This window comes from Natronocella acetinitrilica (assembly GCF_024170285.1).
In the GTDB taxonomy this organism is placed as follows: domain Bacteria; phylum Pseudomonadota; class Gammaproteobacteria; order Nitrococcales; family Aquisalimonadaceae; genus Natronocella; species Natronocella acetinitrilica.
This window is the reverse complement of record NZ_JALJXV010000006.1, coordinates 106,698-130,965: the sequence shown is the minus strand read 5'-3', so window position 1 is coordinate 130,965 and position 24,268 is coordinate 106,698. Positions and strand designations below refer to the sequence as shown.

General features: G+C 63.3%; 26 protein-coding genes. 10 read left to right on the top strand and 16 right to left on the bottom strand.

The annotated features are described in order from the left end of the window. Positions 1 to 43 precede the first annotated feature (43 nt). The 4 genes from J2T57_RS13145 to J2T57_RS13130 all read left to right on the top strand — a co-directional run bounded on the left by J2T57_RS13145 (position 44) and on the right by J2T57_RS13130 (position 6,861). Positions 44 to 2,806, top strand: coding sequence for a TRAP transporter permease (locus J2T57_RS13145; RefSeq protein WP_436262702.1), 2,763 nt, complete (start codon positions 44 to 46; stop codon positions 2,804 to 2,806). 237 nt (positions 2,807 to 3,043) lie between these two features. Next, complete coding sequence (locus tag J2T57_RS13140) at positions 3,044 to 4,351, top strand: conjugal transfer protein TraF (RefSeq protein ID WP_253479022.1); 1,308 nt, start codon at positions 3,044 to 3,046, stop codon at positions 4,349 to 4,351. Positions 4,352 to 4,359: 8 nt separating this feature from the next. Beyond that, entirely contained in the window at positions 4,360 to 6,102 is a 1,743-nt protein-coding gene (locus J2T57_RS13135; RefSeq protein ID WP_253479020.1) for a hypothetical protein, read from the top strand. Between the two features lie 96 nt (positions 6,103 to 6,198). Further along, a complete protein-coding gene (locus J2T57_RS13130) occupies positions 6,199 to 6,861 on the top strand; it encodes a 7-cyano-7-deazaguanine/7-aminomethyl-7-deazaguanine transporter (protein ID WP_253479018.1) in 663 nt (220 codons plus the stop codon). Positions 6,862 to 7,009: 148 nt separating this feature from the next. Here J2T57_RS13130 and J2T57_RS13125 read toward each other — a convergent pair whose 3' ends face one another. Further along, positions 7,010 to 7,333 carry a VOC family protein gene (locus J2T57_RS13125; protein WP_253479016.1) on the bottom strand — a complete coding sequence of 108 codons (324 nt, stop codon included), beginning with the start codon at positions 7,331 to 7,333 and terminating at the stop codon, positions 7,010 to 7,012. 293 nt (positions 7,334 to 7,626) lie between these two features. Between J2T57_RS13125 and J2T57_RS13120 the strand changes: the two genes are divergently transcribed. After that, positions 7,627 to 8,355, top strand: coding sequence for a hypothetical protein (locus tag J2T57_RS13120; protein ID WP_253479014.1), 729 nt, complete (start codon positions 7,627 to 7,629; stop codon positions 8,353 to 8,355). Here J2T57_RS13120 and rlmM read toward each other — a convergent pair. After that, on the bottom strand, positions 8,339 to 9,448 hold the full coding sequence (gene rlmM, locus J2T57_RS13115; protein ID WP_253479012.1) for a 23S rRNA (cytidine(2498)-2'-O)-methyltransferase RlmM: 1,110 nt from the start codon (positions 9,446 to 9,448) through the stop codon (positions 8,339 to 8,341). The genes J2T57_RS13120 and rlmM overlap by 17 nt on opposite strands. Positions 9,449 to 9,543: 95 nt before the next feature. Here rlmM and J2T57_RS13110 point away from each other — a divergent pair, with 95 nt between their 5' ends. The 4 genes from J2T57_RS13110 to J2T57_RS13095 all read left to right on the top strand — a co-directional run bounded on the left by J2T57_RS13110 (position 9,544) and on the right by J2T57_RS13095 (position 13,565). After that, entirely contained in the window at positions 9,544 to 11,004 is a 1,461-nt protein-coding gene (locus J2T57_RS13110; RefSeq protein WP_253479010.1) for a lyase family protein, read from the top strand. Positions 11,005 to 11,106: 102 nt separating this feature from the next. Then, positions 11,107 to 11,889: a slipin family protein gene (locus tag J2T57_RS13105; RefSeq protein ID WP_253479008.1), complete on the top strand. Its 783-nt coding sequence runs from the start codon at positions 11,107 to 11,109 to the stop codon at positions 11,887 to 11,889. 16 nt (positions 11,890 to 11,905) lie between these two features. After that, positions 11,906 to 12,790, top strand: coding sequence for a site-specific tyrosine recombinase XerD (gene xerD, locus J2T57_RS13100; RefSeq protein WP_253479006.1), 885 nt, complete (start codon positions 11,906 to 11,908; stop codon positions 12,788 to 12,790). 46 nt (positions 12,791 to 12,836) lie between these two features. Beyond that, positions 12,837 to 13,565, top strand: coding sequence for a DsbC family protein (locus J2T57_RS13095; protein ID WP_253479004.1), 729 nt, complete (start codon positions 12,837 to 12,839; stop codon positions 13,563 to 13,565). A gap of 80 nt (positions 13,566 to 13,645) precedes the next feature. On the opposite strand, the gene fdxA is transcribed toward J2T57_RS13095, so the two are convergent. From fdxA to J2T57_RS13055, 8 genes are all read right to left on the bottom strand, one after another. Further along, the gene (gene fdxA / locus J2T57_RS13090; protein WP_253479002.1) at positions 13,646 to 13,969 is read right to left on the bottom strand and encodes a ferredoxin FdxA; all 324 of its coding nucleotides are present in this window, start codon (positions 13,967 to 13,969) and stop codon (positions 13,646 to 13,648) included. Positions 13,970 to 14,077: 108 nt separating this feature from the next. Next, positions 14,078 to 16,612, bottom strand: coding sequence for a DNA mismatch repair protein MutS (mutS, locus tag J2T57_RS13085; RefSeq protein WP_253479000.1), 2,535 nt, complete (start codon positions 16,610 to 16,612; stop codon positions 14,078 to 14,080). A 17-nt stretch (positions 16,613 to 16,629) separates the two neighbouring features. Next, positions 16,630 to 17,589, bottom strand: coding sequence for a tyrosine-type recombinase/integrase (locus J2T57_RS13080; protein WP_253478998.1), 960 nt, complete (start codon positions 17,587 to 17,589; stop codon positions 16,630 to 16,632). A gap of 35 nt (positions 17,590 to 17,624) precedes the next feature. After that, positions 17,625 to 17,825 carry a DUF4224 domain-containing protein gene (locus tag J2T57_RS13075; protein ID WP_253478996.1) on the bottom strand — a complete coding sequence of 67 codons (201 nt, stop codon included), beginning with the start codon at positions 17,823 to 17,825 and terminating at the stop codon, positions 17,625 to 17,627. Between the two features lie 2 nt (positions 17,826 to 17,827). Further along, positions 17,828 to 18,334 carry a PHD finger domain-containing protein gene (locus J2T57_RS13070; protein ID WP_253478995.1) on the bottom strand — a complete coding sequence of 169 codons (507 nt, stop codon included), beginning with the start codon at positions 18,332 to 18,334 and terminating at the stop codon, positions 17,828 to 17,830. Next, positions 18,331 to 18,555 (bottom strand): hypothetical protein, encoded by a 225-nt coding sequence (locus tag J2T57_RS13065; protein ID WP_253478993.1) that lies wholly within the window; start codon positions 18,553 to 18,555, stop codon positions 18,331 to 18,333. The genes J2T57_RS13070 and J2T57_RS13065 overlap by 4 nt, the downstream gene beginning before the upstream one ends. After that, positions 18,552 to 20,000: a DNA cytosine methyltransferase gene (locus J2T57_RS13060; protein WP_253478992.1), complete on the bottom strand. Its 1,449-nt coding sequence runs from the start codon at positions 19,998 to 20,000 to the stop codon at positions 18,552 to 18,554. The genes J2T57_RS13065 and J2T57_RS13060 overlap by 4 nt, the downstream gene beginning before the upstream one ends. Then, positions 19,997 to 20,572: a hypothetical protein gene (locus J2T57_RS13055; RefSeq protein ID WP_253478990.1), complete on the bottom strand. Its 576-nt coding sequence runs from the start codon at positions 20,570 to 20,572 to the stop codon at positions 19,997 to 19,999. Before J2T57_RS13055 ends, J2T57_RS13060 begins: the two co-directional genes overlap by 4 nt. A gap of 148 nt (positions 20,573 to 20,720) precedes the next feature. Here J2T57_RS13055 and J2T57_RS13050 point away from each other — a divergent pair, with 148 nt between their 5' ends. Continuing rightward, entirely contained in the window at positions 20,721 to 21,350 is a 630-nt protein-coding gene (locus J2T57_RS13050) for a hypothetical protein (protein WP_253478988.1), read from the top strand. Between the two features lie 288 nt (positions 21,351 to 21,638). Here the strand turns inward: J2T57_RS13050 and J2T57_RS13045 are convergent, their stop codons facing one another. The 6 genes from J2T57_RS13045 to J2T57_RS13020 are packed head-to-tail and all read right to left on the bottom strand — an operon-like array spanning position 21,639 to position 24,202. Next, entirely contained in the window at positions 21,639 to 21,887 is a 249-nt protein-coding gene (locus tag J2T57_RS13045) for a hypothetical protein (protein WP_253478987.1), read from the bottom strand. Beyond that, positions 21,884 to 22,384 carry a DUF6378 domain-containing protein gene (locus J2T57_RS13040; protein ID WP_253478985.1) on the bottom strand — a complete coding sequence of 167 codons (501 nt, stop codon included), beginning with the start codon at positions 22,382 to 22,384 and terminating at the stop codon, positions 21,884 to 21,886. Before J2T57_RS13040 ends, J2T57_RS13045 begins: the two co-directional genes overlap by 4 nt. 15 nt (positions 22,385 to 22,399) lie before the next feature. After that, positions 22,400 to 23,272 (bottom strand): hypothetical protein, encoded by an 873-nt coding sequence (locus J2T57_RS13035; RefSeq protein WP_253478983.1) that lies wholly within the window; start codon positions 23,270 to 23,272, stop codon positions 22,400 to 22,402. Continuing rightward, positions 23,272 to 23,670, bottom strand: coding sequence for a D-Ala-D-Ala carboxypeptidase family metallohydrolase (locus J2T57_RS13030; RefSeq protein WP_253478981.1), 399 nt, complete (start codon positions 23,668 to 23,670; stop codon positions 23,272 to 23,274). Before J2T57_RS13030 ends, J2T57_RS13035 begins: the two co-directional genes overlap by 1 nt. Then, positions 23,667 to 23,951, bottom strand: coding sequence for a hypothetical protein (locus J2T57_RS13025; RefSeq protein WP_253478980.1), 285 nt, complete (start codon positions 23,949 to 23,951; stop codon positions 23,667 to 23,669). Before J2T57_RS13025 ends, J2T57_RS13030 begins: the two co-directional genes overlap by 4 nt. After that, a complete protein-coding gene (locus J2T57_RS13020; RefSeq protein WP_253478978.1) occupies positions 23,948 to 24,202 on the bottom strand; it encodes a hypothetical protein in 255 nt (84 codons plus the stop codon). The genes J2T57_RS13025 and J2T57_RS13020 overlap by 4 nt, the downstream gene beginning before the upstream one ends. Between the last annotated feature and the right edge of the window lie 66 nt (positions 24,203 to 24,268).

The following is a 24,268-nucleotide window of genomic DNA, read 5'->3' as shown; positions in this document are numbered from 1 at the left end:
ACGGCCATCGAATAAGAAAAAGGGCAGAACAGGGAGATGACAGGTGTCGGAAAAAACTGCGGCTGAACCTGGTAACAACGGCACGGAAGAAATGCTCAAGGTGGACGTGGGCGGGCGAGAGCCCATGGGCTATACCGCCAAGCTCCTGTATCTGACCGCACTTGCCTGGTCTCTTTTCCAGGTATGGATCGCGTCACCCATCCCCTACATGATCGGCTGGGGTATCACGTCCGATACCGAAGCACGCTCCGTGCACCTGGCCTTTGCGTTGGTCCTTGCCTTCCTCGCTTTTCCGGGGCTGACGACTTCTCAACGGGGCGGCCTGCGGCTCACAGGCTGGCTATATGTCGTCGCAGCCGTTGCGACGCTTGCCTATGCCACAGCCCTGCAATTCGACATGGCGGTGGGCACACGGCCCATAGTCATGCTATGCATGGGCATTGTGTTTGCCCTGGCGGCCTATTCAAGCCTGGTGCCGTCCGACCCCAGACGAATTCCCCTGGCGGACTGGGCGCTGGCCCTGGCCGCCGGCTTCTGTGCCTTGTACCTCTTCCTGTACTACGCAGAGATCGGAAGCAGGTCCGGGCGCCCGTCGATGATGGATCTCATCGTCACGGGCGTTGGGATGGTGACCCTGCTGGAGGCGACGCGACGCGCGCTGGGCCCGGCGCTCACCATCATCGCTGTGATCTTCCTGGTCTACACCTTCCTCGGCCCCTACATGCCCGACCTGATCGCCCATCGGGGCGCATCGTTCAACCGGGCCGCTTCCCAGTACTGGCTGTCCAACGAGGGTGTGTTCGGTATCGCCTTGGGGGTGTCCACCAGTTTCGTGTTCCTGTTCGTGCTGTTCGGCGCATTGCTTGATCGCGCAGGGGCGGGCAACTACTTCATACAGGTGGCCTTTTCACTGCTGGGTCATCTGCGTGGTGGGCCGGCAAAGGCCGCGGTGGTGGCCTCTGGCATGACTGGGCTGATCTCCGGCTCCTCCATCGCCAATACGGTGACCACCGGGACATTCACCATACCGTTGATGAAGCGGGTTGGCTTCAAGGCCGAGAAAGCCGGTGCGGTTGAGGTGGCCAGCTCCGTCAACGGGCAATTGATGCCGCCCGTCATGGGGGCGGCGGCCTTCCTGATGGTGGAGTACGTGGGCATCCCTTACGTGGAAGTCATACGCCACGCATTTCTGCCGGCAATCATCTCCTACATTGCACTGATCTACATCGTGCATCTCGAGGCCATGAAGGCGGACATGAAGGGCATTCCGCCCAAGGTACAAACACCCTTCTGGAACAAGCTGTTCGCCTACTCAACCACGGTTCTCGGCTTGCTGATCCTGTCGGGCGTGGTGTATTACGGTATCGGATGGCTGCGGGTCGTGTTCGGCGATTTCGCCAATGTCATTGTTGGGGTCGGTGTTTTCGCTGCCTATATCGGCTTGCTATGGAACGCCTCTCGCTTCCCCGAGTTACATGTCGACGACCCGAACGCACCGATCTTCGAGCTGCCCGAGCCCAAAGCGACCATCAACAGCGGGCTGCACTTCATACTGCCCTTGGTGGTGCTGATCTGGGCCCTGATCGTCGAACGCCTCTCTCCGGGGCTGGCGGCGTTCTGGGCGGTGACCTTCCTGATCTTCATTGTGCTGACGCAACGCCCGATCATGGCTTTCTTCCGTCGTCGCGGCGAGTTCATGGCGGCTTTCCGGGTCGGGGTCTGGGATTTGCTCGACGGCATGGTGCAGGGTGCCCGCAACATGGTGGGTATCGGCGTCGCCACTGCTGCGGCAGGCATCATTGTCGGCACCGTGGCCATGACCGGCGTGGGGCTTGTGCTGACCGAAGTGGTGGAAACCCTCTCCGGAGGCAACCTGATGGTAATGCTGGTGATGGTGGCCATGTTGAGCCTGATTCTCGGGCTAGGCCTGCCCACCACCGCGAACTACATCATCGTTGCCACGCTGATGGCACCCATCGTGGTGGATCTGGGCGCACAGTCCGGTCTGATTGTGCCGCTTATTGCGGTGCATCTGTTCGTGTTCTATTTCGGCATCATGGCGGATGTGACGCCACCGGTGGGTCTGGCATCGTTTGCTGCTGCCGCCGTGTCACGGGGTGATCCCATCTGGACCGGGGTGTACGCGTTCTACTACAGCTTGCGGACGGTGGCACTTCCCTTCCTGTTCATCTTCAACACGCAGTTGTTGCTCATGGATATCGGCGGGCCGGTGGACCTGATACTGACCTTTGTCAGTGCGACCATTGCAATGCTGGTATTCGCGGCGGCTACCCAGGGATGGTTCGTCACCCGCTCGCGATGGTACGAGGCCGCTGCCTTGCTGCTGGTCGCCTTCACCCTGTTCCGGCCCGGGTTCTGGATGGACATGATCCACCCGGAGTATGACCAGCTCTCCGCGACCCAGCTTGAGGAAATGGTGGAGCAGGAGCCGGCAGGTGGCCACCTGCGCATGTGGGTGGAGGGAATCGACGCCGAAGGCCGCGACATCTCCAAGGCGGTGATGCTGCCCCTGGGTAGCGACGAGGGCTCCGTGAGCGATCGGTTGCAGCGCGCCGGCATCCTCACCATGGCCATGGGTGAGCAGGTGCAGATCAGCAATGTGCGCTTCGGTAGCCAGGCGGACCGCCTCGGTCTGGACATGGGGATGCAGATCACCGGTTTACTTGTCCCGGCGGATCGGCCCGATCGCCGACTGTTCTTCATCCCGGCGCTCGTCTTGCTGGCGCTAATCTGGTGGATACAGAAACGCCGCCGGGACCGGGAAGCAGTCCCAGTCACTGCTTGACCGCCGCAGCGAGGCGAATCTAAGGCAAGGACCAGATGATGCCCTTCCAACGGAGTGCCGCGAACCGCGGTGCTCCGTTTTTTTTGCGGATGAACTGCCAACCCGATCGCAGTCGTTGTGAAGTGTTTGGCGGTATGGTCGCCCCGAATGGTTCGTCTGTGTGCGGTGTCTCGCCGGGCACAGCCAGCAGGTCATAAAGACACCGGGTCGTAAACCCGGACACTTCAGGGGCAGGGCATGAAACCACTGCGTTTATCCTTTCTGGCCGGCACGGCCGCTTTTTGCGTGTTTGCAACCCAGGCTCAAGCCGGGCCTGATTTGATCCGCTCAGGCCCCGCCTTGACCTACGGCAATGTGAGCGCGCCGGGCACCGCCACATCGGTGATCGGCAATCCCGCTGCCGGTTCTGGTGCAGAGCGCCCCGGATTCCGCTTTGCGCTGATCGGCCCAGTGGCACTCGGTTATGAACTGGGCGACGCTGACGATTTTTCCGAGGAGGTGGAGGATCTGCTGGACATCCTCGACCGGGACGATATCGGTCAGGGTGAGGCCCAGGACATCATCGATCGTTTCCAGGGCCTGCTGCGGGATTTTGGCAAGGAAGGCTATATCAAGGTCAACGGTTCGGCGCAGGTCCCGTTCACTCCGTTCGTGGTCTCCAACGAGACCCTGGGTGGCACGGTCTCCCTGGACATCCGCTACGGCGGCCAGGCCCGGGTGAGTTTTCTTGATGATCCCCTAGTGTACAACAGCGATCAGGATATCATCGAGACCGAATCAGCCGTCTACGTCAAGGGCGGGCGTTGGCGCGAAGTTGGCGTGAGCTATGGCCGCCCGGTACTCGAACTGCCGGAAGGTCGGCTGCATGCCGGAGTCCGTCTGGTTCACTACGAGGCGGAGCTGTCCAAGACGGTGATCGCCCTGCAGGACGTGGACAGCGACGAAGATCTGGGTGACGTGCTCAGCGATGAGTACGACGCCAACACCCGCAGGAGCAGTGCGTTCGGGCTGGACGTGGGCGTGCTCTGGGTTGCATCCAACTATCAGTTGGGTGCAACCCTGGCGAATCTCAACAGCCCGGAGTTCGACTACCCGCGTATCGGAAGAAGCTGTGATCGTCTCAGCGGGCTGCGGCAGGCCAACTGCCAGTCAGCCGCTTTCTTCGGCGACCGGATCGATCTCAACGAAACCTACGAAATGGCGCCGAAGCTGACGGTAGAGGGTGCCTGGTTTCCGTTTGCCACCCGGCGCTGGATGCTGGCTGGCTCCCTGGACGTCAACGAGACCAATGACCCCATCGGTGATCCGCACCGCTGGCTGAGCGTTTCCGGCGGCTACATCCCCGACAGCTGGCTGATGCCTGGCTTCAGGGCCGGTTTCCATCGCAATTTCTCCGGCAGCGAGCTGAACTATGTGAGCCTGGGTACGACCCTGTTTCGTGTGTTCACCCTGGATGTTGCCTGGACGCTGGACAGCGTCGACGTGGACGGCGACAGCTATCCCCGCAGTGCGGCGGTGAGCGCCGGACTCGAGCTGGCTTTTTGAGGTTTCGAATGATGAAAAAGGAATCGACAGGTATGCGTATCAAGCAGTTCGGGTTCGCCGGCATTGGTCTGGCAGGCGCACTGGCGCTGGCTGGCTGCTTGAGCGCCAGTGATCAGGATGACGGCAGCAACAGTGGCTCCCGCTACCAGATGAGTGGTGCCGTGGTGGACGGCCGGGTTGCCGGGGCTGTCGTCTGGGTAGACCTCAACGACAATGGTCGGCTCGATGGCAGCGAACCCTCTGCGCTCACCGATCGCTTCGGGTTCTATTCGTACCGGCCAGAAATCCGCAACAGCCAGGGCGAAACGGTGGCGGCGGCGCGGGATTACTGTCGTGAAGGCCCGGCGCGGCATTGTCTGCGCATGCGGCCGGGTACGATCTCAGCAGATACCGTGACCGTGCGCGCCATTGGCGGATTCGACCTGGCCACCCAGCAGCCCTTGTCAGGTGTGCTGTCCACCCAACGTGGCAAGCCGCGGCGGAACGACGGCGACAATCTGGCCGCCGGCGTTATCACGCCTGGCACCTCGCTGGGTCTGACGGACGATCAGGTGCTGCTTGCCCTTGACGATATCGAGACAGCGCAACTGCTGGTGGCGGATTTCTACGCCGAGATCGAGGCTGTGCTCGAGGGCGACTTGCTGCCCGCGTCCGCTACGACCGCGGCCTTGTTCAGTCTCAGCCTCAATGAATTGGTCAGGCTGCTGTTGCAGGCCCTGGAAGCCGAAGGCGTGGATGTGGACGCTGCTGCCCGGGTAGCCTACGACGCCATCGCGACCACCTGGCAGGAATTTCAGGCTGCGACACCCGACCTCTTGCTGTCGGATCTGCTGAAGGACGCGGACGCGATCAATGCGATCGCCGAGGAGATCCGAAGCCGGGTGAGTGGGGCAATGACTGGTCAGGCGCTTGCAAGCCGGGTGACGATACAGCGCAGCATCATCACGGCAGAGCCGCAGGCACCCATGGCAACTCAACCCACCGATCTGGTCGAGCTGCTGCTGACATCTCGATCCCTGGCTGCGCTTCTGGGCCAGGATGGAGTCAATGGCACCCAGTCTGCCCCCGCTTTCGGTGACCAGACGCAGATCGACACGCTGGCGCAGAATGTCAGTGCGCTGGTCGATGCCATCAAGCACGAACTGAACGGCGGTGAACTCGACCGTGTCACCAGCGAGTCGCTGAAAATCGCGGTGACCGGGCGCGATCTGATCAATCAGACACTGACTCCGGAAGATCTTGAGGAGATTGCCGGCTTCGCCACCCTGCCCAGGATTCTGCCCGAAGAGATCGATGGCACTTACCTCTGGGTGACCGCCGTCGAGAACGATCAGTTGCGTGGCCTGGCGAGCCTGTTCTTCCTGCCCGGTGATGAGCCGGGTGCAGGCGATATGCGTGGCTGCATTGCCTACGCAGAGTCCGGCCCGCTTGGTGACCCTGATGCCGAGGTGCTGTATCTGGAAGACGCAGGCTGGGCCCGGTTGAACGGGGCTACCCTGCAACTCGACCTGCCGTTGCTCTCCGGCCGGGATCGCAGCGTCACCATGCAGGTGCTGGGTGGAGACAATGACGACATGCCGGAAGCCTTCCGGCTGGCATATCGGGGCTCGACGCTGGAATGGAACGTCCAGGATGCAGAGAGTGCGGGTTTTGTCGACTCCCCGAAAGTGTTCGCAGACTATGCAGCTGATGGACTGTCACCGCCGGCAAGTCGTGCCGATTGCCGGGCGCTCATCCAGGCAGCGGATTAAAGTGTCCCGGACAGTCGACCGGAATTCGGCTTGTGCTGGATTCCGGTCTTTTTTTGAGTAAACTTTGCGACCTTCGCCCAGACACCGGACATCGCCATGAATCTGCCAGCCGATCATTCCCGTGACCCCTTCCTGCCGGGTTCCCGACGGCTGTACTTCGTGCTGGCCAGTCTGCATGTGCTGGTGATCGCGGCCAGTAACTATCTGGTGCAGATCCCGTTTCAGATCTTCGGTTTCCATACCACCTGGGGGGCGTTGTCCTTTCCGCTGATCTTCGTGGTGACCGACCTCACGGTTCGTATCTACGGAAAGGAGTTGGCTCGCCGGGTGATTCTCAGCGTGATGTTCCCGGCCCTGGTGCTGTCCTACGTATTCTCGGTACTGTTCCAGGGCGGTGCCTTCCAGGGCTTCGGCAACCTGAGCGAGTTCAACCTGTTCGTTGCCCGCATCGCCTTTGCCAGTTTCCTCGCCTACTTCGTCGGCCAGTTGCTGGATGCCAACGTGTTCGACCGCATTCGCGGCTTTGGTCCCTGGTGGTTTGCCCCCGCGGTCTCAACCATGCTGGCCAACGCCGTGGATACGGCGATGTTCTTCTCGGCCGCGTTCTACCGCAGCCCCGACCCCTTCATGGCGGCCAACTGGGTGGAGATAGCGCTGGTGGACTACGTGTTCAAGCTGGGCTTCAGCATCCTGTTCTTCCTGCCGATCTACAAACTGGCGCTGAACCGCATGACGCGGCAGATACCCGCTGCCGCCTGAGGGTTCGGGTCAGGACTGGCCCCACTGACCGCTGCGGCGAATGCTGCCCCAGTCACTGGATCAGGCTGCGTCGGCGACCTGGGGTGTGCGCTGCGGTATCTTGCATGCGAGAGATTGTTCTCGACGGGATCGTCCGTTGACGAAGTGATTAGAAGTCGGGCTTGTAGTTGCTGGCCGGCCAGATGGCGGCGATCTCGGCGGCCTGGTCGTGGGCCGAAAAGCGCTCCCAGACCAGCCCGTTCACGTCATGCTCGATGGACAGCGTCTCTGCCTGGGGGTCCTCCCAGCCCAGATGTCGCAGTTCACCCGGTGCCGCCGGTGCATAACGGATCGACAGGTTGAGGCGGTCGGTGCGCCACAGTGCATACTCACCAGCGATCACCAGAACGGGCTCCTGACCGAGGCGCTGTGTGTAGTCCTCCACCGATGCCGCGATGTCGGCAACCCCGATGGCAATGTGGAATCGCCGCATGGTCTTCTCCTTGTGGCGGGCGCCTGCGGTTCGCGCTTGCGCGTTTGTCGGCCACTTGCTACTGTTTTTACAAGTTTACTTGAGTTTATCGTGATGGCGGACGGCGATTTGAAATCCCTGCGATTTACCTACCCTTGGCCCAGCTTTGAGGCCCGGGGGAGGTAGTCGTCAGTTCGCTAACAACCGCTTGACTGGTGACCGCCATGGCCTGAATCCCCCGGGGCCGGGACAGGGGATTCGTATTGCGCCATGGCGGTTTTGCGTTCATTAACGCTGATAACCAGGAGAGCACCATGACCGAGCAGCATCCACCTCTGGCCCCGGAAACCCTGGCACGCCTCTATGCCCGTCGTGATCTGACTGATCCGCTGCAGGGCGATCATGCAATGCAGTTGCTCATCGGCGAAATCGAGACGGCGGCGGCAAACGGCGGGGCTGGGTATCTGCGCCTGCGTCTGCACCCCGTGCGCGGTGCGCGGCCAGGTGAAACACCGGGGGCACGCCTGGCCTGTGATCCACGGGACCTTCTCGAACAGGCGATCTGCACTTGTCCACCGCTCAATGCTGATGCGCCGACCACCCTGATCGCCCGCGGCCCGGTGCACGGCCACGATAGCGATGGACACCTTCGACTCCATGGTCATCAGATGACCATCTGGCGGCTGGGCGGGGGGCGGACGGCCGAACTGGACCTGAACGAACTGCTTCCCCGCTTGCTGCGATCGGCGGTGCCGGATGCCTGCTACCGCATGCAGCCGACTTCTGATCCATGCCTCGAGCGCTGTTTCTCGATACAGATGCGCCTGCAGGGCGATTGGCATGTGATCGGCCGGCTCGGACGGCTGTCGCATCATCGATACGGCCCGGTGACTACGCTGCTGCTGGAGTTGGACGAACTGCTCGCCCTGCGCAAGGTTCTGCCTGACGCGGCGCTGCTCTACCAGTCCGCGACGGCGGTGCAGGGGCAAATGCTGGACCTCGCTCCCTGGCGGGCCATGGAAGGGATCAGCCGCGCCGGGTAACCCGTGCGTGGACTGTGACTTCCTCGCGATCGTGGTAGAGCTGCCGGGTGCGCACTGAGATCGCTGATGACTCGCCATTGGCGGCGGCGTGGAATGCTTCCAGGCAGTCCAGCACATGTTGGTAGCGGCGCTTCATCGGCAGCTTGAGATTGAAGATTGCTTCCCGGCAATCGCCGCGCGCGAACCATTGCCCCATCAGCCGCGCGATTCGCATTGGCTGTTCCACCACGTCGCAGACCATAAGATCAACTGGTCGTGACGGGCGATAACGGAACGCATCGCCGCGAACATGATCAACAAGACCGGTTTCCATCAGCTGAGCATCCATCAGGCCGTTGTCCACGGCCTGTACCCGCATGCCTCGCTGGGTCAGTTGCCATGTCCAGCCGCCGGGGGCTGCGCCCAGGTCAACCGCATGGCGCCCTGGCCTGATACGGGCGAGCTGTTCTTCAGGAGAGAGAAACACCTTGAGGGCTTCCTCGAGTTTGAGGGTAGAGCGGCTGGGTGCGGCCCTGGGCATTTTCAAGCGGGGGATGCCCGCCGGCCAGGGGCAGGTTACACCCGGGCGCCCCAGGCCCAGGAACACCGTGGCGGAATCGACGAAGAACAGGTGCAGTGCTGCGCTTGCCCCATTGCCAAGCCCATGACCGGCCTGCGCGAGACCCTTGCGCATGGGGCCCGCGAAGCTGCGACAGAACCGCGACAGCGACTTGCCGTCGTTGGTGTCCGGGAAGTCGATTTGCAGTCCGGCGAATTCGCGGGGTGAGTCAGGCAACTGTTCGAGAATGGCGGCCACGCGATCACCCGGGGGTAGCTGATCGATGCGGGTGATCAACGAGATGCATTGTCGGGTGAAAACCCAGTCCCGCCAGTCGGGTCTGGCATTCAGCAGCGTGTTGATGCTGCCGGTCACCGCGTGAAATTGGAGCCAGCCAGTTCCTGACCGGGTTTCACAGTAGCCAGCGACGCCTGCGGTATCTTCAGCGATAGCCATGACCTCGGCCGCCGCATCACCTTCAAAGCCTGCCCTGCAGAGCATCAGCAGGCTTCTGGCCTCGAATTCGACAATGTTTCGGGTAGCTGGCTCTTGCATCGACGGCAGTCTACCGTAGCCTGCGTTTCCGGGCTCGCATCCCCTTGTGGGGCGTGGGACACTAACCGGCCGAGGCGTGCCAAGGGTGGCGATGCATGCAATCAGTGGAAGCCGTCATACTTGATAGCCGCGGGCTGACCTCCGGCACCCTGGAGCAGATCGCCGTGGGCGGCGCCGGGCTTGTACTCGGGCCTGAGCTGCGGGCCCGCGTCAGTGCTGCCCGGCAGTCTTGTGCGGCCCCCCGGTCCCGGCCGGCCGTGAATGCTGCCAACAACGCGTGGCGCCGCGCGTCGCCCCGGGCAATGGATCCGCCAGATCACAGTTCGTCGATGACGGGTGTGACTGAGGAGCTGCGCGCCATCATGGCGACCCGGGCGGCGACGCTTGCGGTGGATCCCGATCCTCACGGCCTGGCAGAGTTGGATCTACTGCTGGGCATGCTCGCAAGGCATGCGCTACCGACGCTTCCAGCAAATCTAACCGCTCCGGATATGGATGATCTGCTGGAGGCGCTTTCGACATCCCTCACCGGGGTCGGTCGTCTCCGGCTAGCTGATGGCAGCCATTGCGGCGCGCTCAGCTTCATCCGCTCCATGTCGTTATCGCCGCTGGTGGTGTCCGTCTCCGATAGTCGTCGGGAGGAGGCCCGGGCCGCTCTCGTCGCGTTGAACCATGTGCGTATGGACAGAGCCTGCCGTTGGGCGGTGGTGTTGACCCTGTCGGCCGCGGAGTGCATGCGCCTTCAGGGGCTGCCTGGACGAATCACTCGTGTCAGCATCGGCCCGCAACTCGGCCAGCGGCGGGTTGGCGGGTGGCTTGCGGGCCTGCAGGCGGATCAGCGCAACGGTGCGGCGATTATCGTCGTCAGTAACGCAGCAGTCGGCGAGCAGGGTCCGCAGAGCGGCTGTCACGATCCCATCGGCTGTACCCCGAGCCTCTACGGCGCTGTCCTCGACGCCATCGCACAGCATCATGCAGTTTCCGAGCGGCTACTACGCGCCGGCCCGCTCCATGATGCAACGCTTGAGGAAGAGCTGTCCCGCTGCACGGATGCCCTCGGCAACGCGGTGGTCTCTCTGGCCATGCACGCTCATCAGCGACTGGCAGGGCTGACCGATCCGGTGATCGCTGGCGGCTACCCTGCGTCTGGAGGTAATGGCGGGGCTGAACTCGCGCATGCGCTGATGGGTGCGCAGTTTGACGCATCGGCCTTGCTGCTGGAGATGCATGAGCGCCCCAGCGACCAACGACAATATGCTGATTGCTCGGCCACTCTCGATGGCAGGCTTCGCCGTTGCAGTCACCTGATCGATCTGCTTTATCAGGTGTTGGCGGTGGAGGCGCTGGCCACAGCCTGGGTGATGGATCAGTCCGCCTTGAATCCGCCCGGTCATGGCGTCGTGTCCCGGTCTACCATGCAGATGCGTAATCTCGCGCAAAGCGGCGGTCGCGTTGGTCGTCAGGAAAAGGCTTCTGCGGCGGATGTCCATGCGTTGGCGGCGGATCTGCGCCGTCCGGGGGCGCTGGCGCCATGGGCGGCGGCAGTGTCGGCCTGACGCGGCAGGGAACCAGCCGACCTGTGCTATGGTCGGTTTCCGAGTTGAACCCGTTTTGCGTTGCACCGATTCGGGGGTCTGATTGTGCTAACCGGAGGTTACATGGAAACGATTCTCCTCGTCCTCGGCGCGGCAGTCGTCGCGCTTGTGGCGTCAGCGATTCGCGTACTGCGGGAATACGAGCGCGGTGTCATCTTCCAGCTCGGTCGATTCTGGAAGGTCAAGGGGCCCGGTCTGATCATCGTGATCCCGATCATCCAGCAGATGGTGCGTATCGATCTGCGAACGGTGGTCATGGACGTTCCCAGCCAGGACGTCATCTCCAAGGACAACGTGTCGGTCGCGGTCAATGCGGTGTTGTACTTCCGCGTTGTCGATCCGCAGCGCACGGTGATCAATGTCGAGGATTACTTTGCCGCCACCAGCCAGCTTGCCCAGACCACGCTGCGCTCCGTGCTCGGTCAGCATGACCTGGACGAGATGCTTGCAGAGCGGGATAAGCTGAACAGCGATATCCAGGCCATTCTTGACGAGCAGACCGATGCCTGGGGTATCAAGGTACTCAATGTCGAGATCAAGCACGTGGACATCAACGAGACAATGATCCGTGCCATTGCCCAGCAGGCCGAGGCAGAGCGGAGCCGGCGGGCGAAGATCATCCATGCCGAGGGTGAGATGCAGGCCGCGCAAAAGCTGCAGGATGCGGCGAACATACTCTCCGGCAACCCCCAGGCACTGCAGCTTCGCTATCTGCAGACCCTGAGCAGCATCGCCGGCGAGCAGAATTCCACCATCGTCTTCCCGGTCCCCATAGAAATGATGACTGCCTTTGGTGCCCAGGTTGGCAAGGCCCAGCGCAAGCAGGGGGATGACGACAAGGGCTGAACCCGGCGACCTTGTCATGGAACGCGTCGTTGACAGGTTTCTCGATGCGCTCTGGGTGGAACGGGGTCTCAGCCGACAGACCCTGTCTGCCTACGGCAGCGATCTGCGTGCCTTCGGCCGCTGGCTTGAGGCGCGAGACGGGGCGCTGCTCACCGCATCGAGAGAGGACGTGCTCGGTTATCTCGCGGTGAAAGTCCAGGCCGGTGCCAAGCCACGCAGTACCGCACGCCTGTTATCCAGCCTGCGCCGCTTCTATCGCTGGCAGATCCGGGAAGGGCGGCTGCAGGTTGACCCCACCACGGACGTCGCCGCCCCGCGTCTGGGCCGCCCATTGCCTGAGGCTCTGGGTGAGTCCGATGTCGAGGCGCTGCTGATGGCCCCCGACACCTCCGATCCGCTGGGTCTGCGGGATCGGGCCATGCTCGAACTGCTCTATGCCACGGGTCTGCGCGTCTCGGAGCTGGTCGGCCTGGCGGTAACCCAACTCGGTTTGCGCCAGGGGGTCGTTCGTGTCATCGGCAAGGGTGACAAGGAGCGTCTCGTACCCATGGGGGAGGAGGCACAGGGTTGGGTCGAGGAGTACCTCGGCCACGGCCGTCCGGCGCTGATGGGTGCGCGTCAAAGTAACGACCTGTTCGTCACGGCCCGCGGTGCCGCCATGACACGACAGGGCTTCTGGTATCGTATCAAGCACTATGCTGCCGTTGCGGGGGTGCGTGGCTCACTCTCGCCCCACACCCTGCGGCATTCCTTTGCGACCCATCTGATCAATCATGGTGCCGACCTGCGCGTGGTACAGTTGCTGCTCGGTCACAGCGACCTCTCGACAACGCAGATCTATACCCACGTTGCCCGGCACAGGCTGCAGGACCTGCATCGTCTGCACCATCCCCGAGGGTGATGGCCAGCACAGGTGCCACATCAATAGACGAACTCCGGAGACCAGCATGAAGACGTTATCAAGACTCGTGATCGGCAGCCTTGCCCTGTTGCTGTTCACGGCTGCAAGCGCCAACGACGAGGTGCGCGAACGCATCGAGCAACGCATGGCAGAGGCCGGCGTCAATGCCGAGATACAGCAGCTTGCGGAATCACCGATTCCGGGCCTCTACATGGTGATGCTCGATGGCCAGGTACTGTACTTCTCCGAAGATGGCCGTTACCTGGTGCAGGGCGAGATGCTTGATCTCGAAGCCCGCCGGCCGGTGGCGGACACCATGCGGGAAGGGATGCGCGCCGAACGCCTGGCAGCCTACGATACCGACAACATGATCATCTACCCGGCGCAGGGCGAAACCGAGCATGTGGTGACGGTGTTCACCGACATCGACTGCCCATTCTGCCAGCGCATGCACCGCAATATCGGGGATTACACTGCACTGGGCATCGAGGTGCGCTACATACAGTTTCCCCGGGCGGGCGTGAATTCCGCCTCCTACCACAAGGCGGTCTCCGTCTGGTGTGCCGATGATCAGCAGGACGCGATGAATCGCGCCAAGGCCGGTGACACCATGCAGCGCAGCGACTGTGACAATCCTGTGGCCGACCAGCTTGATCTTGCCCGGGAGCTCGGTGTGGATGCGACGCCCACGTTCATCAGCGAGCATGGGGTGGTGCAGCGCGGTCTCGTCGACGCCCAGGCACTGAAAGCCCTGCTGGACGAGACCGCACGGTAGAAACCTTCGTCTTCAACGCCACAAAAAGACCCGCTACGGATATCGTGAGCGGGCCTTTTTGTGAATGCTTCAGCGCTTCCCTAGCGTTCCAGCAGCTTGAGCTTGTCCGGTTTGCCGTCCCATTCCTCGGCATCCGCCGGGGGATCCCTTTGTTCCGTGATGACCGGCCACTCCTGGGAGAGCTCCGCATTCAGGGCCAGGAAATGGTGCTGGTCTGCAGGTAGATCATCCTCGGAGACAATGGCCTCCGCCGGGCACTCCGGTTCGCACAGGGTGCAGTCGATGCACTCGTCGGGATCGATCACCAGGTAGTTCGGCCCTTCATGGAAACAGTCCACGGGGCAGACTTCCACGCAATCCGTGTATTTGCACTTGATGCAGTTTTCCGTGACGACAAAGGTCATGGGTTGCTCCGATGTTCAAGGCGGTCTGGACGTCCGGTGCCTGATTGGCAGGTAGCGTAAGATACATGCTTGTGGCGAGAAAATTAACCGACAGCTTGTCCGGATTTGTCAGGGTTGTTTGTCGGCCAGGGTCCTGAGGGCATACATGAGTTCCAGCGCCTGCCTGGGGGTGAGCTCATCCGGGTCCAGGTCACGCAGCCTGTCCCGTAATGGATCGGGTGCCGGGGTGTTGAACAGGGCGAGTTGCCCGCCCGTGCCCGGAGCCACGGCGCGGTTGTCCTGCTCGAGTCGCGCCAGCTTTTCTCTGGCCGAGGCGATCACCTCGCCGGGTATGCCGGCCAGGGCCGCCACCTGCAGGCCATAGCTCTGGTTGGCAGGGCCGTCCTTCAGGGCATGCAGAAAGACAATGCGGTCATCATGCTCCACGGCGTCCAGATGCACGTTTGCCACGGCCGGGAACTGCTCCGGCAGGCTGGTCATCTCGAAGTAATGGGTGGCGAAGAGCGTGAACGACCGCAGCCGCCTCGCCAGCCAGGCAGCGGACGCCCAGGCCAGGGACAGGCCGTCGAAGGTGCTGGTGCCGCGGCCGATTTCGTCCAGCAGTACCAGGCTCTGGTCCGTGGCGTTGTTGAGGATGTTCGCGGTTTCCGTCATCTCCACCATGAACGTGGATCGCCCGCCCGCCAGATCGTCGGAGGCGCCGATACGGGTGAAGATGCGGTCCACCGGGCCAAGGGTTGCGCGCTTCGCAGGCACGTGGCTGCCCATGCAGGCGAGTAGGGTGATCAGCGCCACCTGCCGCATATAAGTGGATTTGCCACCCATGTTCGGACCGGTAACGATCAGCATCCGGCGATCGTCGGAGAGCCGGGAGTCATTGGGCACGAATGAGGTGGAGAGGACACGCTCGACCACCGGATGGCGGCCTTCCTCGATCACGATGCCCGGCTCATCGGTGAGCCCCGGACGCACGTAATTCAGCGACTCGGAGCGCTCGGCCAGTGCGCAGAGCGTATCCAGTTCCGCGACGGCCCCGGCCGCGCGCTGCAAAGGCTCCAGCACCTCGTTCAGGCTGTCCAGCAGTAATTCGTAGAGCGCCTTCTCCCGCGCCAGGGCGCGCTCCCGGGCACTCAATACCTTGTCCTCGAAAGCCTTGAGTTCCGGCGTGATGTAGCGTTCCGCGCCCTTCAACGTCTGACGACGGATATAGCGCTCGGGAACCGCGGCGGCATTGGCCTTGCTGACTTCGATGTAAAAACCGTGGACGCGGTTGTAGTTGACCTTCAGGTTGGCGATGCCGGTCGCCTCGCGCTCGCGGGACTCAAGTTCCAGCAGGTAGCCATCGGCATTGCGGCTCAGGCCGCGCAGTTCATCCAGCTCGGCATCGAAACCGTTGGCAATCACGCCGCCGTCGCGGAGCACCGTGGGCGGATTGTCGATGATCGCCTCGCGCAGGTGGTGGGCGGTGGCAGGTTGTGGCTGCAATCGTTCCGCGAGATCAGCCAGCGGAGTGTCTTCCGCAGCAGGCAGGCCGGCCTGCATGTGGGGCAGGCGCTCAAGACCCAGACGCAGCCCCTCCAGGTCGCGGGGCCGGGCCGAGCGCAGCGCGATGCGGGCGACGATACGCTCAAGGTCGGCAATGCCGCGTAGCAGTTCCCGCAGCGGCTCGAAGTCCCGCCTGGCCAGAAGCAGATCCAGCGCGTCATGGCGCTGCCGGATCACGCTGCGATCACGCAGTGGCCGGTTGATCCAGCGCCGCAGCATGCGGGAGCCCATGGCGGTGACGGTGGAGTCCAGCACCCAGGCCAGGGTGTGCTCCTGCCCCCCGCCAAGATTGCGCTCAAGCTCCAGATTACGACGACTGGCGGCGTCGATGATTACCGCCTCGTCCTGCCGTTCCACCTTCAGCGCCCGGATGTGTGGCATGGCGGCCCGTTGGGTGTCAGACACATATTGCAGCAGGCTGCCCGCAGCCCGAATGGCGAGCTCCATGGCCTCGCAGCCGAAGCCGGACAGGTCACGGGTGCCGAACTGGGCGTTCAGCAGTCGGCGGCAGGTTTCGATCTCGAAATGCCAGGGGGCGCGGCGGGTGAGGCCTGCGCGATCACCCAGAATGGCGGGCGCACCCTGGTCCTCGTCATAGAGGATTTCCGCCGGGCGCAGGCGTTCGATTTCCGCCGCCAGGGCCCCGTCACCCTGCAACTCCTGCACCGAGAAGCGGCCGCCGGAGAGCTCCAGCACTGCAAGTCCGTGATGGCCTTCCGTTGACACCACCGCCGCCAGCAGATTGCTCTGCCGTTCCGGAAGCAGCGCATCCTCGGTCAGCGTCCCCGGGGTGACAATGCGGGTGACCCGGCGCTCCACCGGGCCCTTTGCGGTGGCAGGGTCGCCCACCTGCTCGCAGATCGCCACGGATTCCCCCAGGCGAACCAGTCGCGCCAGGTAGTTGTCGGCGGAATGGTAGGGAACACCGGCCATGGGGATCGGCTCCCCGGCGGACTGGCCGCGGGCCGTGAGGGTGATGTCGAGCAGTCGGGCGGCTCGCCTGGCGTCGTCGTAGAACAGCTCGTAGAAGTCCCCCATCCTGTAGAACAGCAGGATGTCCGGATGCTCCGCCTTGATGCGCAGAAACTGCTGCATCATCGGCGTGTGCTTGTTTATCAATGACTTGGCGTCGATTTTGCCCCTCCTGAATTAGACTGTCTAAAACTCGGGCCTTCAACAAGGGTGGTTTCTCGGCCGCGGAGGTAGCGATTCGTTTGCGCCTCCGTGGTGTGCCCGGCCAGTGCCTGGGCGTTCTTCCCCTGTCGCTTCGTGTCGGTTATCGATTTTGCACGGATGTCGTGCCAGCCGACGTCGGCCACTCCTGCTCGCTCAGCCGCACGGTGCAGCAGATCACGTGCCCCGCGGTAAGAACGGATTTTCCCATTGCGTTGGCCCAGCAGGTAGAGGCGAGTTGTTCCGTGAAGGCCCTTTGCTCGCGCTATGGCATCGCGCAGCCCTGAGTTCATGGCGACCGTCAGTCGCTTGCCTGTCTTCTCCTGCTGGAAGGCGATGCCTTCTTCGGAGATCTGACTCAGGCGGATGGATAAAATATCTCCTATCCGTTGGCCGGTGTAATACGCAACGTCCATGATGCAGCGCAAGGCCGGGGACGCCGTCAGATAGATCGCGTCCCACTCCTCATCGGTCAGATAACGATCCCGCTTCTTTTCACGGTGTCTCGGAATGCTCAACACGGGATTGGATTCACGCATGCCGGTGACAACGGCGTGGTCGAATGCCATTTTCAGCAGGCTGCGCATCCGGTTCGCCAGATTCGGCGTTTTGCGGAAATGATCCATCAGTTGGCCGATGTGGTGCGGTTTGACGTCGGAGACGGTGAATTCCACGAGCGCTTCCTTGAGCCGATCACCGCCCATCTGATATTGCCGTAGCGTGTTGGACGACACCCCACGCTCGCTCGCTTGTGCGATCGCCGTGTCGATGAGGCCAGACATGTTGCCTTGCGGCGTGGCAGTAAGCCGCGCGTATTCTTGCAACGCGCTGGGCAGGTCGCCGGCGAGGCGAACCCATCGGTTCTGCCTGACCAGGTAATAGGCACCGTGTTTCTGGTACATGCATGCCGGCAGGTGGCGATTGGTTTTTCGGCGTCTCATGGCAGCCGCAGCCGTGGCTCTCTCGGGCGATCGATGTTATCACCGCCCAGCCGGTGTTCTACTACCGATCGCAGCACCTTCGGCCTGTTTCGCGCATTAACCTCGAAGGCGTATCGGCGAGACAAAAGCCACTCCCGCTGTTTCGGGGGCGACTTGTAGCCGGTTAACTCTTCGAGCTCGTCATCGGTGAGGAACATGGCTACGCGGTGTCCTCCATGTCCAGGCTCTCATAGCAGTAGGGGCAGAGTGAGCCGTGGTCGACCGAAGCGTCGAGGCAATTTGCGTGAACTTCCGCGCCGCATTTTTCGCATTCACCTGTTTGGTCGGGGCCGTAGGGGTCGTCGCAGAACTGGCACTGCTGCCCAACTCGCAGTCCCATGCTGTATTGCAGGGCCTGATCGTCTAGCTCGCACCACATGTCTTCGCCTGGGCCCGAGCCGATGAACAGCTTGTGTGCGGTTATGGCCAGCTGTTCGTGAGTGACCGGCATGGGCTCCGGTTGCGTCGACCGGTAGGCATCCGGAACGCCGAGCTTCAGTGCCAGTTCACGGCATTTGTCCGCGTCTGGGAGGGGACTTTTGCCGCTGGCCATGCTGAACAGCTGAGCTTCCACGGATGCGCGGCGGTTGAGGTCTTCGCCGACGTTTCGCCACACGCGCCACCGCGCATGGAGGCGTTGGAGTTTGCGGTGGCTGCTGGTGATCATGCTCGTGTGGTCTCCTCAAAAAGCCCCAACTGCTGTCGTCTCGGGTCGCTCTGCAGCCGCTCCAGCTCGTCATCGGCGCGCAGCTTTTCCGCAGCCTCAAGGGCATCAGCCAGCTGGTGCATGGTTGGCCGCAGCTCGCGGTAGCGATCGTCGCTGGCCGCGGCCATCTCGTTCCACACCGAGCGGTATTGGCGGCGAAGATCGTCGATGCTGGTACTCATGCCGCACCTCGTTGCTGTTGCTCGTGCGCGAAGTTCGCCGACACCAGGGCACGCGGCCACACCGGCGGGACGCTGTTGCCGCACATGCGCACCTGTGCGTATTTCGGCAGTGGCTTGCCTTCCGGGCCCTGGTCGATGACGTAGTCAGGCGGGAAGCCGTTGGCGTTGAACAGCTCGCGGGGCTGGAGCATGCGCATGCCGATGTCGGTGATGACATAGGTGGCGCCGTCGATCTGGACGGTGACCAGCTGCAGACGGTCTTTGGTGGTGCATGTTGGGGCTGGCTGGCGTAGGTCTCGCCCAGTCTCGCCGCTACCGCTGCCGTAGTAGGGGGCCATGAAGGCGGCCACTGCATACATGTGTGCCCCGCCGGCGGTTATCGTGTGCAGAGGCTTGTCCGCCTCATTGAAGGGCTTGCCGGCGTTTCGCATCGTCATCATGTACGGAGCCATGCTGGCGGCAACCAGGCTGTGGTGGTCAACCGTCGTGATGGTGCCAATGGGTCTGCCGACGGTGTGCCCGATCACGCCGCCGTAGTGCTTGGCGAGGAAGGCGGTGACCAGTGCATGCCGGTTTTCTGTGGTGATCGTGCTCAGCGGTTGGGTCGCAGCCCATGTCGAGCCAGTGCGTGCACTGGCATGGTCAATGGCGATAATGAACGGCTCGGCTGCCTCGATGACGTAACGCTTCATCCCCTGCGCGATGCGGCGCATGGTGTTCTCGGCCAGCGGGCGTTTGCGCTCGAAGATGGAGTGGCAGGGCAGGCTCCAGTCGATGCACTCTGCCGCCGTGCGGTACGGCAGTCGCCGCCGACGCTTTACGGCTATGGATTCTGCGGGGCCGTGGCTCGGCTTTGGCCACACGATGGGGCGTCCGTCTCGCCGGGCGATGACGAACAGCCGCTTGCGGATGGTGGGGGCGCCGTAATCGCAGGCGCGCAGCACGCGGGCCTCTACCTGGTAGCCCAGGCGTTCCAGCTGAGCGATCCATTGCCGGAAGGTCTGGCCCTTGCGCACCGCGCAGGGCATGCCTTCCGGCGTTAGCGGCCCCCAGTCGGCGAACTCTTCGACGTTCTCCAGCATGATGACCCGGGGCCGTATCCGGCGGGCCCATTTGATGACCACCCACGCGAGTCCGCGCCGGCCGCTGCTGACGGGCTTGCCGCCCTTGGCCTTGCTGTGGTGGGTGCAGTCGGGGCTGGCCCACAGCAGGCCCACTGGCTGATTGCGGGTGACCGCTACGGGATGCACGCGGAACACGGATTCGCAGAAGTGTTCGGTGCCCGGGTGGTTCGCGGCGTGCATCGCGACGGCCTGCGGATCGTGGTTGACGGCCACGTCCACGGGCCGATCGAGGGCCTGCTCAATACCCAGGCTGGCGCCACCGCCGCCGGCGAACAGATCCACCACGATCTCGTGGCCCAGGTTGAGGCCCTGCTGCATCATGCCCGCACCTCTCGCCCAGGCCGGTAGAGCGGCGCCCGGCCGGCATCACGCCCCAGTGGTGCGTCTAGCCACCACTCCCGGTCGTGCGTCATCTGGAAGGGCTGGTAGTAGGTGACCGTGGGGTAGTGTGTTTCGAGGCTGCTGGTTTCCGCGAACTGCGCACGCAGGAAACCCCAACCTTTGGGCCGCCCGCAGCGCCGCCTCACGAGGGGGCCCGTGATGATCAGCGTCCAGGTGTCGCGCTCGGTGTGGCGAATGCGGTGGAAGTCGCCCGCGCGGATGCGGTTGGGCCGCCCTGGGAAGATCTGCCGGTGATGGCTGATCCACCCGCCTTCGGGTGACAGGCAGCGCACGCGCTCCTCAAGGTAGCCGCCCACCAGGCAAATGGAGACGGCGTTCCACGGGTGATCGTGCACCTCGACGTCGCCATCGCCGCTGACGAACCGGTGCAGGTAGATGCGGCGCTCGCCAAGCTGGCGCACAAAGTAGCGCTCTAGGTAGGGCGAGCCGTCCCTGCTGATCAGCTTGCAGGGCATGTTGGCCGTGAGGCCGTAGAGGAGGGCGCGGAGCATCAGCCGACTTCGCCGATGTAGATGCTGAACGTCCGACTGAGGAGCCCGTAGATCTTTGTCGCGATCATTGAGCGTTTTCGGTCGTTGCGACTATCCCTGTTATGTGCGAAACGAGTCATAGGGCGACTCCGAGAGAGGGGGAGTGACAATGCCAATAGAAGTCGAATTGGTCGGGCAAGGTGTTAATTGGGCCGCATGGGTCCACGCAGCCCTCACGCTTACAGCTGTGGTAGTTGCGATCGTTTTGCCGCAGTGGCAGCTGCGAAGACAGGAAATTAAGGATTTCCAGACCCTTGAGAAGCGGCATGTCGTGGCGTTGCAGGCCCTTTATCACGAGGTGCGCTTGTTGGATCATCTGTTCGGACAATTGGTCCTCGAACTCCAGAAGGTTGAGGATCCATTGCAGTCGACACTTTTGAGGAATGTTGCGTATGGCAATGACGAGTTGAGCGGAACACTTCCTCGGTCGGTTGCGGAGAGCCGCTATAAAATTGTCGCTGACCTCCATGCTGACGCTGCTTCGCTCTATGCGAGCACCCTTGTTCGATTTCGAACAGTGATGCAAATTCTCGAGACAACCTTCGGGCACCCGGAGGATCCTCGATACCCAGCCTTGGCCTATGACGAAATGAAAAAATCTCGCGTGTTCGGTCGCCTTCGTGAGGAAGTGAGTATGGGATGGAGCGACGCCAAAGAATTTGCACTTGAGGCGGAGCAAAAAGCGCCGCGCCTGCGAGAGCTTTCGTTCCGTGCGCCGACAGGTGAGGCGAAAAACTAGCAATCTCGTCATGGTTCTCCCTCTCGTTAAAGCTGCCGGTGCCACGGTCATTAGGTGGTGGAGCCGGCCAATCGGGCAGTTGTGTCGGCGGATGCCAGCCGCCCTCCTGGAATGCAGATGGCTAGCAGCCACCCCACCACTTGCACGGGCCCACCAGGTGGCGGCGGTTGGAGTCGCGGCGTGGGGGAAGGAGTAAACCCCGTGTCGCGGTGCCGTGCTGCGCGTGACGTGCGCCTCCGGCGGTGGCCTGGGGGTGAGGTCTCGCCCCATTCACCGCTGCGGGTGTTATCACACCGCCCGCTGGTGGCCCCCGTGGTGGGGGCTACTCGCAATGTTCGTCCCCGCTTCGCGCCGCGTGGCCAGCCAGCGCTCTGCGGCTGCCAGCACGCGGCGGTAGTGCGCCCGGCGCTTGTTGAGCGTGCGTATGGCGAATGACCTGGCCGCCGGGTCGGCCATGGTGTTGGCGGCCGCGACGATGCGCCGTGCCGCGCGCCACCGCAGGTAGGCGGTGCGCAGTGGGCGTGCGTCGGTGCTCATGCCGGGTTCTCCGCTTGCTCCCGGGCGGCGCACTCGGCCGCCAGCGCGACGTAACCGACGTCGTCGACGTAGTCGTCCGCGTGGTAGGCGCCCTGAGCCGCGCGGGATTTTTTGAGCAGGCTTTGCAGCTCCCACCCGTGGGTCTCGCTGAGCGGCGGCAGGCCCGACATGAGGCGGTGCTCGATCTGGCCGTGGTACAGGGCGTTGAACGCCCGCACCGCGCCGGCCATCGAGCGCTCGCCCTCGGGGGTGTCGCGCTGCTTGGCGCGGGAATCCATCTCGAATGCGGCGGCCTGCAGGTAGTCGATGGCGTTCATCGGAGGTGTTTTCTTCGCTTCCGCGCGAAGTCCACCCAGATGACCGTCGGGCGGCGTCCAGCCGGCCTGCTGCAGGGCGTGCAGTAGGGCAGCGGCATCCACATTCGGCTCGCCCATGTCAGCCAGCAGCTGGATAACGCCAGCGAGGCGCGCACTGCGTTGTTGGTCGCGTGTGTCCATGTGGTGATCAGCTCCTTATCCGTTGACCAGGGCAGCATTGAGGTCGAGCATCTTGTGGATGCCCCTGGTGGTGGGGTTGTCGATCTCGATCAGCTGGCCGTCTACCCACAGCAGCAGGCAGCCCTCGTGGCTGACGGCGAGGCGGTCGATGCCGTTGGTGACCGGCTCGACGCGGGCCGGTGGCATCGCGGCGTTGAGTTCGCGCTGCTGGTCGGCGGTCAGCGGTGCGAAGGCGGCTACGTCCGCGATCTCCTCCCGCTCCTGGACGGCCTCGTCATCGAGGTATTGATCTCGGGCGGCGCGCGGTGTCTTCCGGCTGCGGTCGTCGGGCTGCGCCTCGGTCGCTTCTGCAAGCTGGCCCGTGGCGTCGCAGGTTGGGCACGGCACGCACGCACCGGCGAGCGAGCGCGGGGCCTCGCCCTCACCCTTGCAATCAGGGCAGGTGCGTTCCGCTTCCGTGGGTTTCTCGTCGGCGGGCGGGCTATCCGCGGCCGGTGCGGCGGCATCCCGGTTCACCGGGTTCACGCCGCGCGTTTCGGCGAGGCGCGCGCTCAGGTAGCGAAGCCCATTGTTGAACACGGTTTGCGTCACCACGGTGCCGTCGGCCCGCAGCTGCGCGAGGGCGTTGTCGACGGTCTTCGCGTGGGCCGCGTTTAACTCCGTAACCAGCTCGCCCCGGCTGTAGGCCTTCGTGTCGACCTTCTGCACGATCAGCGCGCGCCGATCGGTTGGGCTCAGTGCTTCAAGGGTGCCTTTCTTCGCCATGTCGTCCTCATAGCTATGCGGCATGTGGCTGTGATCGCTGCCCGGGCGGATGTAGGGCTGCGGCGGCTTGTAGTCGCCCGGCGGGTGTCGCCACCGCGCGGGTTTGGCTTCGTAGTCGCCCATCAGTACGGGAAAACCGCCTGGGGCATGCCGGTGTAGTCGCTGCGCCGGTCCAGGTGGACGAATGCGGCGTGCAGCCCCACAGACCAACCGGTGTCGAGCGCCAGGCGGATAAGCCGGGCCCGATACGCGGCGTCCCGCGTGCCAATATCGATCGCGCAGCAGCCTCCGGTCTCCCAGTGGGACTCGTCATACACGTGCAGGCTGCGGGGGTGGCCGCCGACCGCTCGGTTGCGCGCGGCGCTGCGGCAGCAGCTGTTTACGATCATTGGCTCATCAAGCTGTAGCCGCAGCAAAAGCAACCGCTGCGCGAAGTTCGGCGCGAGCGCCACCAGGCCACTGCCCTTGCACTTGAGTTCGTCTTCGGAGAAAAGAACCTGTCCATCGGGGCCATAAATCATGTGCGTTCAGCCTCCCGTCGAATGCGTGTTGCGCGCACCGCCTCGATGATCTGGCGCGCATACTCGGCGTAGGGCCCGGTGATAGCGTGGCCGGTCAGCCGGGCGGTTGTCTCAATCTGCTGGTGTGCGCCCCGGTTGCGGCTGTAGCGCTCGCGTATCAGCGTCTTGTAGGCCGCCCTGTCGCCCTGCCAGTGCTCAGGCGGTGCAAACGGGCCATCGGCGCCGGGCGTGGTGTCGATCACAAGCACGTCGAAAACCCCTTGCCAGTGCCCCAGGCTCACGCCACGTCGTCAGGTCCGCGGCCACCAATGCGGCCGAAATAGCCGACCTTCGAACGACGTGCCGTTACCGGCAGGCGCACCACGTTGCGCTCACCACTCGCCCGCCGCGGCGCTTCGCGAGGGATGAACCGAAAGTGGTGCTCTGCGTGATTCACGGAGCGGATCAGGCAGCCAATGGCCTCGGCCATCGCGTGCAGGTCAACCAGGCGCGGGTCGTGCCCATCGGGCAGATCAATCGTGATGCGGGGCATGGCGCCCTCCTGTACGTGGCTGGTGGTCACGGGCTGGGGTGGTCGGCGTCGGTGGCAGTGAGCCGC

Excerpts from the sequence above, each read along its gene's own strand:
- J2T57_RS13030 (WP_253478981.1), bottom strand. The coding sequence starts at position 23,670 with ATGATTTATGGCCCCGATGGACAGGTTCTTTTCTCCGAAGACGAACTC.
- J2T57_RS13125 (WP_253479016.1), bottom strand. The coding sequence starts at position 7,333 with ATGCGGCGATTCCACATTGCCATCGGGGTTGCCGACATCGCGGCATCG.
- mutS (WP_253479000.1), bottom strand. The coding sequence starts at position 16,612 with ATGATGCAGCAGTTTCTGCGCATCAAGGCGGAGCATCCGGACATCCTG.
- J2T57_RS13055 (WP_253478990.1), bottom strand. The coding sequence starts at position 20,572 with ATGCTCCGCGCCCTCCTCTACGGCCTCACGGCCAACATGCCCTGCAAG.
- fdxA (WP_253479002.1), bottom strand. The coding sequence starts at position 13,969 with ATGACCTTTGTCGTCACGGAAAACTGCATCAAGTGCAAATACACGGAT.
- J2T57_RS13120 (WP_253479014.1), top strand. The coding sequence starts at position 7,627 with ATGACCGAGCAGCATCCACCTCTGGCCCCGGAAACCCTGGCACGCCTC.
- rlmM (WP_253479012.1), bottom strand. The coding sequence starts at position 9,448 with ATGCAAGAGCCAGCTACCCGAAACATTGTCGAATTCGAGGCCAGAAGC.
- J2T57_RS13020 (WP_253478978.1), bottom strand. The coding sequence starts at position 24,202 with ATGCCCCGCATCACGATTGATCTGCCCGATGGGCACGACCCGCGCCTG.
- J2T57_RS13040 (WP_253478985.1), bottom strand. The coding sequence starts at position 22,384 with ATGGACACACGCGACCAACAACGCAGTGCGCGCCTCGCTGGCGTTATC.
- J2T57_RS13080 (WP_253478998.1), bottom strand. The coding sequence starts at position 17,589 with ATGTACCAGAAACACGGTGCCTATTACCTGGTCAGGCAGAACCGATGG.
- J2T57_RS13140 (WP_253479022.1), top strand. The coding sequence starts at position 3,044 with ATGAAACCACTGCGTTTATCCTTTCTGGCCGGCACGGCCGCTTTTTGC.
- J2T57_RS13070 (WP_253478995.1), bottom strand. The coding sequence starts at position 18,334 with ATGATCACCAGCAGCCACCGCAAACTCCAACGCCTCCATGCGCGGTGG.
- J2T57_RS13060 (WP_253478992.1), bottom strand. The coding sequence starts at position 20,000 with ATGATGCAGCAGGGCCTCAACCTGGGCCACGAGATCGTGGTGGATCTG.
- J2T57_RS13065 (WP_253478993.1), bottom strand. The coding sequence starts at position 18,555 with ATGAGTACCAGCATCGACGATCTTCGCCGCCAATACCGCTCGGTGTGG.
- J2T57_RS13045 (WP_253478987.1), bottom strand. The coding sequence starts at position 21,887 with ATGAGCACCGACGCACGCCCACTGCGCACCGCCTACCTGCGGTGGCGC.
- J2T57_RS13075 (WP_253478996.1), bottom strand. The coding sequence starts at position 17,825 with ATGTTCCTCACCGATGACGAGCTCGAAGAGTTAACCGGCTACAAGTCG.
- J2T57_RS13095 (WP_253479004.1), top strand. The coding sequence starts at position 12,837 with ATGAAGACGTTATCAAGACTCGTGATCGGCAGCCTTGCCCTGTTGCTG.
- xerD (WP_253479006.1), top strand. The coding sequence starts at position 11,906 with ATGGAACGCGTCGTTGACAGGTTTCTCGATGCGCTCTGGGTGGAACGG.
- J2T57_RS13110 (WP_253479010.1), top strand. The coding sequence starts at position 9,544 with ATGCAATCAGTGGAAGCCGTCATACTTGATAGCCGCGGGCTGACCTCC.
- J2T57_RS13050 (WP_253478988.1), top strand. The coding sequence starts at position 20,721 with ATGCCAATAGAAGTCGAATTGGTCGGGCAAGGTGTTAATTGGGCCGCA.
- J2T57_RS13135 (WP_253479020.1), top strand. The coding sequence starts at position 4,360 with ATGATGAAAAAGGAATCGACAGGTATGCGTATCAAGCAGTTCGGGTTC.
- J2T57_RS13035 (WP_253478983.1), bottom strand. The coding sequence starts at position 23,272 with ATGGGCGACTACGAAGCCAAACCCGCGCGGTGGCGACACCCGCCGGGC.
- J2T57_RS13130 (WP_253479018.1), top strand. The coding sequence starts at position 6,199 with ATGAATCTGCCAGCCGATCATTCCCGTGACCCCTTCCTGCCGGGTTCC.
- J2T57_RS13105 (WP_253479008.1), top strand. The coding sequence starts at position 11,107 with ATGGAAACGATTCTCCTCGTCCTCGGCGCGGCAGTCGTCGCGCTTGTG.